The following is a 15,428-nucleotide window of genomic DNA, read 5'->3' as shown; positions in this document are numbered from 1 at the left end:
GTTCTCTTCGATCACGTACGACTCCGGTCCCGCACAACCAGGACGACCAGGACGACCGGGACGACCGGGAGGTGCCATGAGCCTTGGCGCGGCGGACCGCCTTCTGCTGGCGTCAGCCCGGCGGGGCGGTGTCTGGGTGGGCGTCACGGTGGTCACCTCGTTGCTGCTCACCGGCGCCGGACTCGCACTGCCGGCCGTCATGGGCCGCACCCTTGACGCCGTCCTCAGTGGGGGCGACTCGGCGCGCTGGCTCGCTTTCACCGGAGTGCTGATCTTCGTCCTGGTGGCCGTCGACGCCGTGGACGATCTCGTCGGGCAGATCGCCGAGGCCCGGTCGACCGCCTGGCTGCGGCACACACTGCTGGGGCACGTGCTGGCGCTGGGCACCCGGGCCACCCGCAGGTTCACGCCGGGCGACCTGGTCAGTCGTCTGGTCGGCAACGCCGCCCGGACCGGGAACAGCGCGTCGGGCCTGGTGTGGGTCGTCATGGGCCTGGTCCCTCCGCTCGGCGCGATCGTCGCCCTGGCGTTCATCGACTACTGGCTGTGTCTCACCTTCCTGGCCGGGATGCCGATCGTGGTGCTCCTGGTGCGGGCCTTCCTCCGCGACATCTCCGACGCCAACGAGGGCTACTTCCGCGTGCAGGGCACCATCGCCGCACGGCTCGTCGATGCCCTGGGCGGAATCCGGACGATCACCGCGGCCCGGACCGTCGACCGCGAGGCGCGCCGTGTCCTCGCGCCCCTTCCCGAGCTGCGTCGGCACGGACTGAGCGCGTGGGACGCGATCGCGCGGATCTCGGCGCGCGGCGAACTGGTCGTCCCCCTGCTGGTGGTCGCCGTCCTGGCAGTGGCCGGACTGGGGCTCACCCAGGGCCGGATCACGCCCGGCGACGTGCTCGCGGCGAGCGAGTACGTGGTCATGGCGGCCGGCATCGGCGGCGTGCTGTCGTCGCTGAGCCAGCTGGCCCAGGCCCGTACGACAGCGGGGCGGATCGCCGAGGTGATCGCCGAACCACCCGTGGCGTACGGCCGGAAGCGCCTTGCCGAAGGCCCCGGAAGGCTGGAGTTCCGGCACGTGACCGTTCAGGGGACGGACGGCCCCGTGCTCCAGGACCTCAGCCTGATCGTCCCGGGCGGCGCCCTCGTCGCCGTCGTGGGCCGGTCCGGGGCCGGCAAGTCGCTGCTGGCCGCGCTGGCGGGGCGTCTCGTCGACCCGGACGAGGGTGAGGTGCTGCTCGACGGCGTGCCGCTGCGCAGCCTCGGCCGCGAGGAGCTCAGGCAGGCGGTGGCGTACGGCTTCGAACGCCCGGTGCTGCTCGGCGAGACCTTCGCCGACGCCATCGGGTTCGGCCCGCGGATGCCCTCTGCCGAGGTACTCGTGGCGCAGGCCAGGGCGGCCCGTGCCGACGCGTTCATCCGCCACATGCCCGCCGGATACGCGAGCCGCGTCGCCGACACCCCGATCTCCGGCGGCGAGGCGCAGCGGGTCGGGCTGGCCCGCGCGTTCGTCCAGGCCGGGCGGGTGCTCGTGCTCGACGACGTGGCCGCCAGCCTGGACACCGTGACCGAGCACCACATCAGCCAGGTCCTGACCAGTGCGCTCGCCGCCCGCACGCGGATCGTCGTGGCGCACCGGGCCTCCATGGCGGCACGGGCGGACATCGTGGTCTGGCTGGCCGACGGCGCGGTCCGGGGGCGGGGACCGCATCGGGCGCTGTGGGCGGATCCCGAGTACCGTGCCACGTTCCAGCCGTTCAGCCTTGCCGCCGCCGAGATGGTGGGGGGCGCACGGTGATGCGGCGGTCCGTGCAGATCCTGCGCTCCTCGCTCAGTCGTCGGCGTCGGGAATACCGCCGACTCGTGGCCTGGTCACTGGTGCAGGCCGCGCCCGCCTTTCTCTCCGGGTGGATCGTGGCCCGCGCCGTCGACCGCGGGTTCCTGGCCGACCGGCCCGGCATCGGCTTCCTCTGGCTGGGCGCGCTGGCGGGCGCCTTCCTCGTCGGAGCCTGGGGCACCCGGCACGCCGTGCAGGGACTGGCCTCACTCATCGAACCGTTCCGGGACGAGCTGGTCACGCTCGTGACCACGGGCACGCTGCACCGGTCCGCCCGGCTGGGCGAGCCGGCCGACACCGCGGGCGTGGCCCGGCTCACCGAGCATGTGGAGCGGGCCCGCGACGCCTACGGCGCGATCGTGCTGTTCGTCCAGGGCTTCCTGGTCACCGCCGGGGGCGTGCTGCTGGGTCTGGCCGGCCTCGACCCGGTGCTGCTCGCCCTCGTCGTGCCGCCGCTCCTGATCGGCCTCGCCCTGTTCGCCGCGGCACTGCGGGCGATGGCCGCACGACAGCGGGAGGTCATCCTGGCGGACGAGCGCATCGCCGAGTCCGCGAGCGCCCTGAGCGGCGGGCTGCGGGACGTGGTGGCCTGCGGCGCCGAGGACCGCGTACGCGCCGAGACGGGTGGGCAGGTCGACGCCGCGGCCCGGGCGACCGTGTCGCTGGCGCGGCTCACCGCGGTACGGACCGCCGCTCTGGGCATCAGCGGCTGGGTGCCCCTCCTGCTGATCCTGATCGCGGCGCCCTGGCTGGTGCGGAGCGGGGTGACGACGGGGGCGATCCTGGGGGCGGTGACCTATGTGTCGCAGGCCCTCCAGCCCGCCCTGCAGGGCTTTGTCCAGGGGCTTGGCAGCAGCGGGCTGTGGCTCCTGGTCACCGTCGGCCGGATGGCCGAGATCGCGGTGAAGCCCGACGAACCCGAGGCGACGGCACCCGAGGACGCCGAAGCGGGGACCGGCGCGGCGACGGGGCGTAGTCCGGTACGGCCCGGTGGTGCACGCGTGGAGGCCCGCGGTCTCACCTTCGGTTACGCACAGTCCGCGGAGCCGGTGATCCGCGACCTGGACCTCGTCCTGCGCCCGGGCGAGCACCTCGCCGTGGTGGGACCGAGCGGCGCCGGGAAGTCCACCCTCGCCGCGCTGCTCGCGGGGGTGCTCGAACCGCGGGCGGGGCAGGTGCGCCTCGACGACGCGCCGGTCCTCGCGCTGGGGGGCGGCGACGACCTGGCCCGGCACCGCGTGCTGATCCCGCAGGAGGCGTACGTCTTCGCCGGCACCCTGGAGGAGAACCTCACCTACCTGGTACCGGGCGCCGCCCCGGCGCACGTGCAGGCGGCGGTCCGTGCCGTGGGCGCGGCACCGCTCGTGGAGCGGCTGGGCGGCTACGACGCGCCGGTGGACCCGCGAGACCTCTCGGCCGGGGAGCGCCAGCTCGTCGCCCTGGCCCGCGCCTTGCTCCCGGCACCACGACTGGCCCTGCTGGACGAGGCCACCTGTCATCTCGATCCGGTCGCCGAAGCGGTCGCCGAGGAGGCCTTCGCCCGCCGCCCGGGCACCCTGGTCGTAGTCGCCCACCGCATCAGTTCGGCACTGCGGGCCGACCGGATCCTCGTCATGGACGGTACGCGGGTCGCCCTCGGCACCCACGAGGAGTTGCTCGCCGACTCCGCTCTCTACCGTGACCTGGTCGGCCACTGGGGCGCCGCGAACGCCTCTGCGCCGACGGTCGGAGCGATGACACGTGCGGGACGGGTACGGGATGCCGTCCGTGTCCTCCTGCGGCTCACCGCTCACCTTTGAACGCTCACCGCTCGCCTCCGAACGGTCACACCCAGCCCGACTCCCTGGCGATGCGGATCGCGTCGATCCGATTACGTCCGCCCGTCTTCCTGGTGATCGCCGACAGATGGTTGCGGACCGTGGCCACGGACAGGGACAACCGCTCGGCGATCTCACGGGTGGGCGTGCCGTCGGCGGTCATTCTCAGGATTTCCACGTCCCGCGGGGTCAGCGGGTTCTCTCCGGCGTCGAGCGCGACCAGTGCGAACTCGGGGTCGATGAACCGCTGCCCCCTGACCAGCTTGCGGACGCCGTGGACCAAGCGGTCCGCCGGCGCGTTCGTGCTGATGACCCCGGCAGCGTGCAGGTCGAGGATGCGGCGGAGCCGCTCGGGTGTCGTCGAGGCCATCAGCAGCAGCATCCGGCAGTCCGGCAGCCGCACCCTCAGCTCACGGTGCGCGGCGAGTTCCTCGCCCTCCTTGGAGTCGACGTCGATCACCAACACGTCGGGGCGGCACATCAGTGCCCGCGCGATCACCTGCCCGTTGCCTTCGACTTCGGCGACGACTTCGATGTCCTCTTCGCGAGACAGGAGGGCGGCGACCGCTCCCCTCATGAGGCGGGCTTTCCCGATCAGAAGCACGCGGATCAATGTCGCTCCCACCTGGCGCTACGCGGCCTGCCGAGACACCTCACCCTGCGTGCCGCACTCTCCAGACGCCTTCGGAGCCAATTATCCGGCCGCTCCGCGATCAGCGCACGTGCCCGGCGAACGCCTCGTACGCCCGCTCGTCGAAGAGCACGAACCGGACCTCCTCGACCGCCGTGTCCGCCGCCCGCACCGTCTCCACTGCGATCCGGGCACCGTCGTCGATCGGCCAGCCGTAGACGCCGGTGGAGATCGCCGGGAACGCGACCGTCCTGGCGCCCAGTTCGTCGGCCACGCGCAGCGACTCCCGGTAGCAGGAGGACAGCAGCTGCGAGCGGTCCTCGGTGGACGACCAGACCGGGCCCACCGTGTGGATCACGTACCGCGCGTCCAGCTCCCCGGCCGTCGTGGCGACCGCCTGCCCGGTGGGCAGGCCCTTGCCGTACTGGGAAGCGCGCAGCTTGCGGCACTCGTCGAGGATCGCGGGGCCACCGCGGCGGTGGATCGCGCCGTCGACTCCTCCCCCGCCCAGGAGGGAGGAGTTCGCGGCGTTGACGATCGCGTCGGCGCTCTCTCGCGTGATGTCGCCCTGAACGAGCCTGATGGTGGTCATGACTGCCTCTATAGCAGCCCTGACCACCGATGACCGGTTATTTCCAGGCGACCGGCAACGAGCGCACCCCGTGGACCGTGCTGGCCGACAGGGCCAGCGAATCGAGCGGGGCCGTCACGCGCAGGGACGGGAGCCTGCGGAACAGGGTGGACAGGCCCAGGCGGAGTTCGGTGCGGGCCAGCGACTGGCCGAGGCACTGGTGCAGTCCGTGTCCGAAGGCGAGGTGGCCGCCGGCGTCGCGGCGGACGTCGAGGGCGTCGGGGGCGGCGTACACGGACGGGTCGCGGTTGGCGGCCTGCAACGCCACCACCACGCCCTCCCCCGCGCGGATACGGACGCCGGACAGGTCGACGTCCTCCGTGGCGACCCGGCGTATCCCGGAGTGGATGACGGTCAGATGGCGCAGGAGTTCCTCCACCGCCCCCGGCCACAGGGAGCCGTCGGCCCGCAGTGCGTCCAGTTGGGCCGGGTTCTGCAGCAGGGCGATCACGGCCAGCGGGAACATGTTCGCCGTGGTCTCGTGACCCGCCAGCAGGAGCAGGGAGACCATGCCCGTGGCCTCGTCGAGCGTGGCCTCGCCGGTCGCGACGCGCTCGGTGGCCAGGCGGGAGACGAGGTCGTCGGCGGGGTCGTGCGTACGGCGCTCGATGAGGGCGCGCAGATAGCCGTAGAGCGCCATGCGGGCCGACATCGCCTCGGCCGGGTCGCCGGCGACGCTGGTGAGGGCGTTGGACTTCGCGCGGAAGAAGCCGTGGTCCTCGTAGGGAACACCGAGCAGTTCGCAGATGGCGAGGGTGGGCAGGGGCAGTGCGTACGACGCGACCAGGTCCGCCTGCGTCGCGTCGCCGTCCGTCATCGCGTCCAGCAGGTCGTCGCAGATCCGCTGTACGGCACCTTCCATCTGCTCGATGCGCCGGAAGGTGAAGTCGGGGATCAGCATGCGGCGCAGCCGGGTGTGGTCCGGCGGGTCCATCTGGTGGAAGAGGCCGGGAGCTTGCGGCGGTGCTCCGGGGCGAGTGTGGGGGAAGTCGGGGTGATTGGCGTCCGCGCTGAAGCGGGGGTCGGCGAGCACCGTACGGGCGTCCTCGTAACCGGTGATCAGCCAGGGGCTGTTGTCGCCCCAGATCGTCACCCGGCGGATCGGCTCCTCGGACTGCCACTTGGCGTACTCGGGGGCCGGGTCGAGCAGCGGGCGGATCGTGGGCAGGGGCGGGTGGGTCGTCACTTCTCCGTGCCTTCCATTGCGTCGGGCGTCTCGTGCAGGCCCGCGAGGCCCAGCAGCAGGGACTTGACCTCGGTGGCCGCGTACGCCTCCTTCGCCGGTGCCGACTCCGGCGAGGGCTGCGAACACAGCAGTACGGGGCCGTGGTCGGGGTCGGCGGGCAGGCGGCCGTGGCTGCCGCGGACGCCGGAGGGGTCGAGGGGGACGGTCTTGAGGCGGTAGCGGAAGCCGAGCTTCTTGCGGGCCACCTGGCCGACGGCGCGCAGCTTCACCGCGGGGACGGCCTCGTCGTAGAGGAGCTCGGCGGGGTCGTAGCCGGGCTTGCGGTGGATCTCGACCTGGCGGGCGAAGTCGGGGGCGCGCTCGTCGTCCAGCCAGTAGTAGTACGTGAACCAGGCGTCGGGGTCGGCGAGTGCGACGAGTTCGCCGGAGCGCTCGTGGTCCAGGCCGTGGGCGGACTTGCCGTCGGCGTCCAGCACCTGCTCCACGCCGTCGAGTTCGGCGACGAGCTTGGCGACCGTGTCGACGTCGGCCGGGTCGCGGACGTACACGTGGGCGACCTGGTGGTCGGCGACCGCAAAGGCGCGTGACGTCCACGGGTCGAGGTACTCCATGCCGTCCTGTGTGTAGACCTCCAGCAGCCCTGCCCGGCGCAGGGCGCGGTTGATGTCGACCGGGCGGGAGACGGGCGTGATGCCGTACTCGCTGAGCGCGACGACGGTGGCTCCCTCGCTCAGGAAGTGGTCGATCAACGGGCGCAGGGCGTGGTCGAGTTGGCGTGCGGCGCGGAGGGTTTCCGGTGAGTCCGGGCCGGAGCGCTGGGGCTCGTAGTCCATCTGCGGGATGTAGACGAGCGTGAGGTCGGGGCGGTGTTCGTCGAAGATCTGCCGGGAAGCGGCCAGGATCCACTGGGTGGAGGGCATGCCGGCGTTCGGGCCCCAGTAGGTGAAGAGGGGGAACGGGCCCAGCCGGTCGGTGAGTTCGTCGTGCAGGGAGGGCGGCCAGGTGTAGCAGTCGGGTTCCTTGCGGCCGTCGGAGTAGTAGACGGGGCGCGGGGTGACCGTCCAGTCGACGTCGGCGCCCATCGCGTACCACCAGCAGATGTTGGCGACCTTGTAGTCGGGCTTGGCCTTCCGGGCCGTCTCCCAGATCTTCTCGCCGCCGACGAGGGCGTTGTGCTGGCGCCACAGCATGACTTCGCCGAGGTCGCGGAAGTACCAGCCGTTCGCCACCGCGCCGTGCGTGGACGGGGGTTCGCCGGTGAGGAGGGTGGACTGGACGGTGCAGGTCACGGCGGGCAGCACGGTGTCGAGCCGGGCCCGGAAGCCGCGGTCGCCGAGGGCGGCGACGGCCGGCATATGCCGCAGAAGGTTCGGGGTGAGGCCGACGATGTCGAGGACGACAACGCGGTTCGATGGGTCGGTCGTCATGACGGGTCCTCCTTGAGGCCGAGGCCGGTCAACCGGTCGCGGGCCCAGGCGAGTTCGGCGGCGATGCCGCCGGGCAGGTCGGCGGGCGGTTCGGGGAGGACGGACCAGGTGTAGGTCTCGACCTCGATGTGGTCGCAGTGGGCCGAGGCCCCGCCCAGCAGCCCGGCGAGGACCTGGTCGAGCTGGCCGGCCGTCGTACGCAGCGGAGGTTCGGGCTCGGTGTGCAGCGGGGCGTGGAAGTGGACGCGCCAGGGGCCGCCGTCGGCGGGAAGGTCGCCGTCGAGGGCGTCCGGGAGGTCGTCCACGCCGAGGACGTCACCGTCGCTCGTCGTCCGGGTCTGGTGCAGGAACCGGGGTTCGGCGAGCCGGTGCAGGGCCGCGCGGGCGGCGGGGGCGGCCGGGTTCGCGGCCTCCACGGCGCAGGACGCCTGGAGTTTGACCACGGGCATCCCGGCTTCCGAGAGCCGCCGCAGGGCCTCGGCAGGGTCCTCGAACTGGACGGCGAGATGGCACGCGTCGAGGCAGATGCCGAGCCGGTCGGAGTCCAGCCCGCCCAGTTCCCGCACCGCCTGCGTGGTGGTCTCGACGACGCACCCGGGTTCCGGCTCGAACCCGACGCGGATACGGCGACCCGTCCACGCCTCCAGCGCGGCGAGCCCGGTGGCCAGCCGGTCCACGGCGTGCCGGGCCTCCTCGGCACAGGCGGGAGTCCACGGGGTGCGCCACGCGAGCGGCAGCGTGGAGACGCTTCCGCGGTCGACGTCGTCCGGGAGGAGGGCGGCGAGGACGCGGGCGCAGTCCAGGGTGTACTTCAGCCGGGCCTCGTCGGCCCAGTCGGGTTCGTACACGTCCTTCTTGACGACCTCGCGGTGGAACCCGGCGTACGGGAAGGCGTTGAGGGTGACGGTCTCCAGGCCGCGCGCCCGCAGTTCGGTCTTCAGACGCGTCAACGCGCCCTCGTCATCGGCGAGTTCGGTGACGACGGGGCGCGCCAGCCACAGGCCGATGCCGAGCCGGTCGACCCCGAGCCGGTCGCGCACGGGCTCGGCGTAGTCGGCGAGCTGGGCGATCACGCCCTGGAGGTCCTCCGCCTGGTGGACGTTGCTGCAGTAGCCGAGGTGGACGGTGGTGCCGTCCGGGTGCAGAAAGCGCATGGGATGTTCACGCTCCCCCGCGACGTATGGAGTTGCCCCGGAAGGTGGCCTCCTCGTCCGGCTTGGACTCCTCCAGCTCCAGCCGCCCGCTCTGGCCGTAGAAGGCGACCGGGTTGCGCCACAGCACCTCGTCCACGGCGTCGTCGTCGAACCCGGCGGCGAGCATGGCGTCGGCGGTCTTACGGGTCTTCAGTGGATCCGAACGCCCCCAGTCGGCAGCCGAGTTGACGAGCACCCGCTCCGTCCCGTGCTCCTTGAGGATCTCCACCATCCGGTCCTCGCTCATCTTGGTCTTCGGGTAGATCGAGAACCCGGCCCAGCAGCCGCTGTCCAGGACCATGCCGACGGTGAGCTCGTTGAGGTGGTCGAGGACGACCAGTTCGGGGGCGATGCCCGACTCCCGTACGACGTCCAGGGTGCGGCGGGTACCGGCCGCCTTGTCGCGGTGCGGGGTGTGCACGAGGGCGGGCAGCTCGTGCTCGATGGCGAGCTGGAGCTGGCGCGCGAGCGCCTCGTCCTCCTCGGGGGTCATCGAGTCGTAGCCGATCTCGCCGACGGCGACGACGCGGTCCTTGGCGAGGTAGCGGTCCAGTTCGTCGAGGACCGGGAGGCAGCGGGGGTCGTTCGCCTCCTTCGGGTTGAGCGCGATGGTGCAGAAGTGCTGGATGCCGAACTGGGCGGCGCGGTACGGCTCCCAGCCCAGCAGCCCGTCGAAGTAGTCGTAGAAGCTCTCGGGCGAGGTGCGGGGCTGCCCTAGCCAGAAGGCGGGCTCGACGACGGCGCGCACCCCGGCCGCGTACATCGCCTCGTAGTCGTCGGTCGTGCGGGAGGTCATGTGGATATGGGGGTCGAAGATGCGCACGGTCAGCCCTCTTCCTTGAGTGCGTGCTGGAGTTCTGCTCGGCCGCCGACGACGTCCGGGAAGGCGCGGACGAAGGGCAGGATGTCCTGGGGTACGTCCCGTCCCGCGACGATCCGCTCATGGGCGAAGTCGGCGAGCATACGGGCCAGTTCGCGGTCGGCGCGGGTGTCGAGGCCGGTGACGCGGTCCAGCGGGATCTCGCAGAACACGCACTTCAGTACGGCCTGGCGGTACTCGGCGTCCGGGAGGTGCGCGGCGGCGTACGGGCCGAGGGCGGCCTCGATCAGGCTGGTGTCGTTGCCGCGCAGGGTTTCCCGTACGAGGGGCAGGGCGAGGTCGGCCAGGTCGAGCAGCGGCAGGGCGCGCAGGACGGCGCGTTGTTCCGCCGGGTCGCCGTGGCGGTGGAGGCGGGTGACCTCGTCGGCGAGGGCCTGGCCGCGCAGGGGCAGTGCGGTGAGCAGGACGGCCCGGGCGGCCTCGTCGACGGTCCAGTACGCGTCGAGGCGGCCGTGCCCGCAGCGCCTTCGGGCGGCGGGGAAGAGCCGTCGTACGGCGGCGGGTTCGGCGGTGACCTCGGCGGCGCTGTCGTCCAGCCAGGTGCGGGCCGTGGGGTCCAGGCCGGCGATCAGGGCGGGGTGGGGGTCCGGCGGAGCCGAGAGGGAGGCAGTCGTGACAGCCATGGGGGGAGCAACTTCCGGAGATGTGGGAGGAGTCGAGCCGGCAGGAAAGGGCCGGGCGGTGTCTATCGGTGCGCCGCGGTCTGTACGGCCGCACGCAGGAACTCGATCGAGCGACGGGCCACGTCGGGCGCGTCGAGCGAGCCGCCCTGGATCTCGACGGAGACCAGGCCGCGATGCCCGAGGTCACGCAAGGCGGCCAGTACGGGCGGGAAGTCGATCTCACCCGCGCCGAATTCGAGGTGCTGGTGGATGCCGCGCCGCATGTCCTCGATCTGCACGTTGCGCAGCAGCGGTGCCGCCCGGCTCACGCAGTCGAGCACGGAACGTCTCTCCACGCAGTGCGCGTGGCCGACGTCCAGGGTGATCCCGAACAGCTCGTGCCCGTCGACCAGTTGGGCGAGGTGCAGGCAGCGCTCCACGGTGTCGACGAACATGTACGGCTCCGGCTCGAAGGCCAGCGCCACCCCGTACTCCTCCGCCGTCTCCAGCACGGTCTCCACCCCGGCCGCGAGCCGCTTCCACGCGTCCCGCTCCGGCAGCCCGTCCGGCGCCGGGCCGCTGCACAGGTGGACGGTGGGCGAGCCGAGATCGGCCGCGATGCGCAGGGCGCGGCGCAGCAGGTCGACCCTGACCTCGGAGCCGTCCGACATCAGCGTGGGCAGGTGCTTGCCCCAGGGGTCGAGGAAGTACGGCGCGCCGGTCTCCACCGTCACGTCCAGCCCGTGCCGCGTGAGTTGCCGGGCGAGGGCGGTGACGCGCCGGGGCAGATCGTCGGCGTACGGGTCGAGGTGGCCGTGGTCGAGGGTGAGGGCGACGCCGTCGTAGCCGAGATCGGCGAGGACGACCAGGACGTCGGTCAGCCGGTGGTGGGTGAAGCCGTTGGTGCCGTAGCCGAATTTGAGATCGGTGGGGGGAGGTCTCATGGTGCCGGTTCCTCACACGGAGGTGTGGTGGGTCTCAGGTGGGCGATATGCGCCGGGCCAGCCGCCGCGCGAGGGGGTGGACGACGCCAAGTGCCGCGGCGACACCCGCAGCCCCGCCACGCGCGGTCAGCGCCGCCTGCAGGGGCATCAGCCCAAGGATCCCGGCCCCTACGGCCCGCCGCAGGTTCTCCCCCGACGGCTCCCGTACGGCACGGACTTGGGCGGCCCCGTAGGTACCGAGGTAGGCGAGAGCACCGGCGGCGGTAAGGGCGGTGCGGAGCTTCGCCGGGGAGGTGGCGGTGAGGGCGGTGCGGAATTTCGCCGGGGCGGTCGCGGTGAGGGCGATGCCGAGCTTCTTCGAAGGAGCGGTGCCGCCAACGCCCTCAAGGGGCGCGGGGCTGTGTCGAACAGCGGCTCCGCCGCGGGGCGCGACCAGCCACATCGGCGCAGCAGACGCCAGACGGCCGTTCGCGGCACGTCCTGCGGCGACTCGGGCGACCGGAAGGGCCGTCGCGACCGCCGTCGCCGCAGACACGGCAAGAGTCGCAGCCGGAACCCGCGCCGGCGCCCCGGCGATCTCATGCCGACTGAGCGCCATCAACGTACCGGTATGCACCCCGACCAGCCCGGCAGGCACCGCGGCACGCCGCAGCGCAACCCCGACCGGCTCCGCACCGACCCCAGGCACAACCGCTCCGGCCAGGACGTCCAGAACCCGGGCTCCCGCCATGGCGACTGAGCCCACCGGCGTGGACTTGAGCTTCAGGTCATACGCCCAGACCAGCCCAGCCAATGGAAGCGCGGTGCCCACACTGCGCCGACCTCCCGCGGCGGCGGCGAGACCGATCCCCGCCGCGGTCAACGACCCGGCCACGGCGAGCGCCGTACGGCGCGGAACGCGCCCCGAGGGCACCGGTCGCTCGGGCCGCTCGACGGAGTCGACCGTGGCGTCGGCGTAGTCGTTCAGGGCCATGCCGGCCCAGTAGAGGCACACGGAGGAACCGATCACTCCGAGGGTGCGGGCGCCCAGCGGGCGTCCGGCAGCGGCCGCTCCCGCGATCACGTCACCGGGGACACTCAACGCGGCCGGAGCTCTGACGAGCAGGGCGAGGTCGGCGAGGCGCACGGCAGACCGGGATCCGAAGCGGGCAACCGCTTTCCGATCTTTCATGGCCGCACCTTACTCGCGGCTGTTTAGCATTCAGGTACCTACCCCCCAGTAAGGGGAGTGACAAAGAAGACACAGATTTTTCTTACCGTCGGGCCCCAACTGCCGGTAAACGTGGGTCGTTTGAGCAGCTTCACGGCTCCTGACGCAGCCGCCGCCACACCGCCTTGGCCGCGTTGTGCCCCGACATGCCGTGCACGCCCGGTCCGGGTGGGGTGGCCGACGAGCAGATGAAGACCGCCGGGTGCGGGGTGGTGTAGGGGAAGAGCGACAGCTTGGGGCGCAGCAGGAGTTGGAGTCCGGAGGCCGCGCCGGAGGCGATGTCTCCGCCGACGTAGTTGGCGTTGCGGGCGGCGAGTTCGGCCGGGCCGGCCGTGGCGCGGGCGAGGACGCGGTCGCGGAACCCCGGGGCGAAGCGCTCCAGTTGGCGTTCGATGGCGTCCGTGAGGTCTCCGGTCCAGCCGTTCGGCACATGCCCGTACGCCCAGAAGGCGTGCTTGCCGTCGGGAGCCCGGGTGGGGTCGACGACGCTGGGCTGCACCGTGATCATGAACGGCTTGTCGGGCGCCCGGCCCTCCCGGGACGCGGCGCGCAGCGCGGCGCCGATCTCCGCGCTGTCCCCGCCGATCTGCACGGTGCCGGCCCGCCGGGCCTCCGGCGCGGTCCACGGCACCGGGCCGTCCAATGCATAGTCGATCTTGAATGCGGCGGCGCCGTAGCGGTAGCCCTCGTAGTACCGGCCGAGCCCGGCGATACGGGCCAGCGCGGTCGGCGAGGTGTCGAAGATGTACGCGCGCGCGGGCGGCAGGTCGTCGAGCCGCTTGACCTCGTAGTCGGTGTGGACGGCGCCGCCGAGGTCCTCGAGATAGGCGGTGAGGGCGTCGGAGATGGACTGGGACCCGCCGCGGGCCACGGGCCAGCCGCGGGCGTGGGCGGCGAGGGCGAAGACCAGACCGATGGCGCTGGTGGCGAAGCCGCCCAGCGGCGCGATGACGTGGGCGACGAGGCCGGAGAACAGGGCCTTGGCCCGCTCGTCGCGGAAGCGGCGCATCAGCCATGTGGACGGGGGCAGCCCGACGAGGCCGAACCGGGCGAGGGTGACCGGGTCGCGTGGCAGCGCGGTGAGGGGCAGGGACATGAAGTCGCGGGCCAGCGTGTCCCACTTGGTCAGGAACGGCTCGACCAGCCTGCGGTACGTCCCCGCGTCGCGCGGGCCGAAGGAGGCGGCGGTCTCGGCGACGGAACGGGACAGCACGGCGGCGGTGCCGTCGGTGAAGGGGTGCGCCATGGGCAGCTCGGCGTGCAGCCACTGAAGGCCGTAGCGGTCGAGCGGCATGGTCCGGAACACGGGCGAGTTGATGCCGAGGGGGTGCGCGGCGGAGCACGGGTCGTGCCGGAAGCCGGGCAGGGTCAGCTCTTCCGTGCGGGCACCCCCGCCGACGGTGTCACGCGCCTCGAACACGGCCACGGAGAAGCCACGCCGGGCCAGCTCCACGGCAGCGGTCAGTCCGTTCGGCCCCGCACCCACCACGACCGCATCGAGCATCGACGGCACCTCGGACCCCTTCGTCAGCCGACGGCCTTGAAGGATCAGGATATGCCGGGCCACTGACAGCGCAGGGGCGCGGGTAAAGTCCGCCGGGTGACACGCCGCTTCCGCTTCCCCGTACCCGAGGACGGCCTGTGGCACTGGTTCGAGGTGGGGGACGCCGGGCAGGTGTTGCGGCAGATCACCTTCCGGGGGCCGGGTTCCGTACCCGTGGTGGCCGCCGAACCGGTCGAGGTGGCGCAGACACGGCAGGCGTGCGGGGAGTGGGGCGTGCGCCTGTACGAGGTCGTGTACGGGCTGCCGGTGCCAGAACCTCTCGTGGAGCCGCCGGGCGCCCGGTCGGTCGACCCGCGGGAGTTCGATGTGGCGTGGGGCCGGGCCCGGTCCTTCCGCCAGTGCGACGTCCGCCACGACACCGGTCCCCTGCCGGTCGGTACGCGCCTGACCGGGACGTTCACCGTCTCGCCGTGGGGTCCCGGTGTCACCGGCGTGTTCGTCGACGTCGGTCTGCCCGCCGTCGGCTTCGTGGACGCCCTGGTGCTGCTGCGGGCGGAATGCGAGTGGCCCGCGGAGGGCACCCCCGCCGAGTTCGAGGTGGTCGACCTCCGCGTCGGCGGGGGCCGCCCTCAGATCAGACTGCGACCGACAGCAGTTCCCGCACTCGGCGAGCCGTGGCCGCGTCACGGGCCGTCGTGAACGGCAGGACATTGCCGCCGGTGATGCGGAACGGCTCGCCCGCGCGGGTCAGGTGGGCGCCGCCCGCCTCCTCGACCAGGAGCAGGCCCGCGGCGTGGTCCCAGGCGGCCTCCCAGGAGAACGCCGTGGCGTCCAACTCGCCCCGGGCGACGGCGAGATACTCCAGCCCCGCGGACCCGCAGGGGCGGGGTCGCACGCCCTCGGTCCACAGGCCGAGCAGCGCGCGCTTCTGCTCGTCGGTCGTGTAGTCAGGGTGGGACGTGGCGACTTCCAGATCCCGGCCGGGCTCCGGCGCGCCGGAGTGCAGCTGCTCGCCGTCGAGGAAGGCGCCCCGGCCCCGTATCGCCGTGGCCAGCTGGTCGCGGGCGGGCGCGTAGGTCCAGGACGCCAGCAGGACGCCGCGCTGTGCGAGCGCCACCAGCGTGCAGAAGCCGGAGTCTCCGTGTACGAACTGGCGGGTGCCGTCGACGGGGTCGACGATCCAGACCGGGGCGTCGCCCTGGAGCGCGTCGTACGACGCCGGGTCGGCGTGCACCGCCTCCTCGCCGACCACGACCGAGCCGGGCAGGAGGGCGCCGAGCGCCTCGGTGAGGTACTGCTCGGCGAGTCGGTCGGCGTCGGTCACCAGGTCGTGCGGTCCGGCCTTCTGGTCGACCTCGTGCGCGGAAAGCTGCCGGAAGCGGGGCATGATCTCGGCCGCGGCCGCCTTGCGGACCGCTTCCTCCACGTCGGCGGAGTGCTGTGCGAGAAACTCGTCGATGGTTTCGTTGTTTTCGATCACGTGTCAATAAGAACACGCCCCACTGACAATCCCCGCCCGCCCGGTGGCCGCCGGATGGCATCGGCGTGAACACGTGGGGCGGGTAC

At 72.4% G+C, this 15,428-nt stretch carries 14 protein-coding genes; 3 read left to right on the top strand and 11 right to left on the bottom strand.

What is annotated here, in order from left to right; translation table 11 throughout:
• The first annotated feature begins 76 nt into the window (after positions 1-76).
• On the top strand, positions 77-1,798 hold the full coding sequence (locus tag PBV52_RS40105; RefSeq protein WP_274245613.1) for an ABC transporter ATP-binding protein: 1,722 nt from the start codon (positions 77-79) through the stop codon (positions 1,796-1,798).
• 65 nt (positions 1,799-1,863) lie between these two features.
• A complete protein-coding gene (locus PBV52_RS40100) occupies positions 1,864-3,636 on the top strand; it encodes an ABC transporter ATP-binding protein (RefSeq protein WP_306801461.1) in 1,773 nt (590 codons plus the stop codon).
• Positions 3,637-3,661: 25 nt separating this feature from the next.
• Here PBV52_RS40100 and PBV52_RS40095 read toward each other — a convergent pair whose 3' ends face one another.
• The 10 genes from PBV52_RS40095 to PBV52_RS40050 all read right to left on the bottom strand — a co-directional run bounded on the left by PBV52_RS40095 (position 3,662) and on the right by PBV52_RS40050 (position 13,862).
• Positions 3,662-4,231 (bottom strand): response regulator transcription factor, encoded by a 570-nt coding sequence (locus PBV52_RS40095; protein ID WP_181449719.1) that lies wholly within the window; start codon positions 4,229-4,231, stop codon positions 3,662-3,664.
• A 136-nt stretch (positions 4,232-4,367) separates the two neighbouring features.
• A complete protein-coding gene (locus PBV52_RS40090) occupies positions 4,368-4,877 on the bottom strand; it encodes an O-acetyl-ADP-ribose deacetylase (protein WP_274245609.1) in 510 nt (169 codons plus the stop codon).
• Between the two features lie 37 nt (positions 4,878-4,914).
• Positions 4,915-6,102 (bottom strand): cytochrome P450, encoded by a 1,188-nt coding sequence (locus PBV52_RS40085; protein WP_274245607.1) that lies wholly within the window; start codon positions 6,100-6,102, stop codon positions 4,915-4,917.
• Entirely contained in the window at positions 6,099-7,529 is a 1,431-nt protein-coding gene (locus tag PBV52_RS40080; protein WP_274245605.1) for an alkaline phosphatase family protein, read from the bottom strand. The genes PBV52_RS40085 and PBV52_RS40080 overlap by 4 nt, the downstream gene beginning before the upstream one ends.
• Entirely contained in the window at positions 7,526-8,683 is a 1,158-nt protein-coding gene (gene eboE, locus PBV52_RS40075) for a metabolite traffic protein EboE (protein ID WP_274245603.1), read from the bottom strand. The genes PBV52_RS40080 and eboE overlap by 4 nt, the downstream gene beginning before the upstream one ends.
• Positions 8,684-8,690: 7 nt before the next feature.
• Positions 8,691-9,545: a TatD family hydrolase gene (locus tag PBV52_RS40070; protein ID WP_274245601.1), complete on the bottom strand. Its 855-nt coding sequence runs from the start codon at positions 9,543-9,545 to the stop codon at positions 8,691-8,693.
• Between the two features lie 2 nt (positions 9,546-9,547).
• Positions 9,548-10,225 carry an EboA domain-containing protein gene (locus PBV52_RS40065; RefSeq protein WP_274245599.1) on the bottom strand — a complete coding sequence of 226 codons (678 nt, stop codon included), beginning with the start codon at positions 10,223-10,225 and terminating at the stop codon, positions 9,548-9,550.
• A 62-nt stretch (positions 10,226-10,287) separates the two neighbouring features.
• The gene (locus tag PBV52_RS40060) at positions 10,288-11,148 is read right to left on the bottom strand and encodes a sugar phosphate isomerase/epimerase (protein ID WP_274245598.1); all 861 of its coding nucleotides are present in this window, start codon (positions 11,146-11,148) and stop codon (positions 10,288-10,290) included.
• 34 nt (positions 11,149-11,182) lie between these two features.
• Complete coding sequence (locus PBV52_RS40055; protein ID WP_274245597.1) at positions 11,183-12,319, bottom strand: SCO3242 family prenyltransferase; 1,137 nt, start codon at positions 12,317-12,319, stop codon at positions 11,183-11,185.
• Between the two features lie 130 nt (positions 12,320-12,449).
• Positions 12,450-13,862, bottom strand: coding sequence for an NAD(P)/FAD-dependent oxidoreductase (locus PBV52_RS40050; RefSeq protein WP_274245595.1), 1,413 nt, complete (start codon positions 13,860-13,862; stop codon positions 12,450-12,452).
• Between the two features lie 96 nt (positions 13,863-13,958).
• On the opposite strand from PBV52_RS40050, the gene PBV52_RS40045 reads away from it, so the two are divergent.
• Entirely contained in the window at positions 13,959-14,561 is a 603-nt protein-coding gene (locus PBV52_RS40045) for a hypothetical protein (protein WP_274245593.1), read from the top strand.
• Here PBV52_RS40045 and PBV52_RS40040 read toward each other — a convergent pair.
• Positions 14,497-15,342, bottom strand: a complete 846-nt coding sequence (locus PBV52_RS40040) for an inositol monophosphatase family protein (RefSeq protein ID WP_274245590.1) — start codon at positions 15,340-15,342, stop codon at positions 14,497-14,499. The genes PBV52_RS40045 and PBV52_RS40040 overlap by 65 nt on opposite strands.
• Between the last annotated feature and the right edge of the window lie 86 nt (positions 15,343-15,428).

This window comes from Streptomyces sp. T12 (assembly GCF_028736035.1).
GTDB lineage: Bacteria > Actinomycetota > Actinomycetes > Streptomycetales > Streptomycetaceae > Streptomyces.
This window is presented reverse-complemented; position numbering and strand designations above follow the sequence as displayed.

Coding starts and splice junctions, on each gene's coding strand:
- PBV52_RS40105 (WP_274245613.1), top strand. CDS start 77: ATGAGCCTTGGCGCGGCGGACCGCCTTCTGCTGGCGTCAGCCCGGCGG.
- PBV52_RS40095 (WP_181449719.1), bottom strand. CDS start 4,231: ATGAGGGGAGCGGTCGCCGCCCTCCTGTCTCGCGAAGAGGACATCGAA.
- PBV52_RS40090 (WP_274245609.1), bottom strand. CDS start 4,877: ATGACCACCATCAGGCTCGTTCAGGGCGACATCACGCGAGAGAGCGCC.
- PBV52_RS40080 (WP_274245605.1), bottom strand. CDS start 7,529: ATGACGACCGACCCATCGAACCGCGTTGTCGTCCTCGACATCGTCGGC.
- eboE (WP_274245603.1), bottom strand. CDS start 8,683: ATGCGCTTTCTGCACCCGGACGGCACCACCGTCCACCTCGGCTACTGC.
- PBV52_RS40065 (WP_274245599.1), bottom strand. CDS start 10,225: ATGGCTGTCACGACTGCCTCCCTCTCGGCTCCGCCGGACCCCCACCCC.
- PBV52_RS40060 (WP_274245598.1), bottom strand. CDS start 11,148: ATGAGACCTCCCCCCACCGATCTCAAATTCGGCTACGGCACCAACGGC.
- PBV52_RS40055 (WP_274245597.1), bottom strand. CDS start 12,319: ATGAAAGATCGGAAAGCGGTTGCCCGCTTCGGATCCCGGTCTGCCGTG.
- PBV52_RS40050 (WP_274245595.1), bottom strand. CDS start 13,862: ATGCTCGATGCGGTCGTGGTGGGTGCGGGGCCGAACGGACTGACCGCT.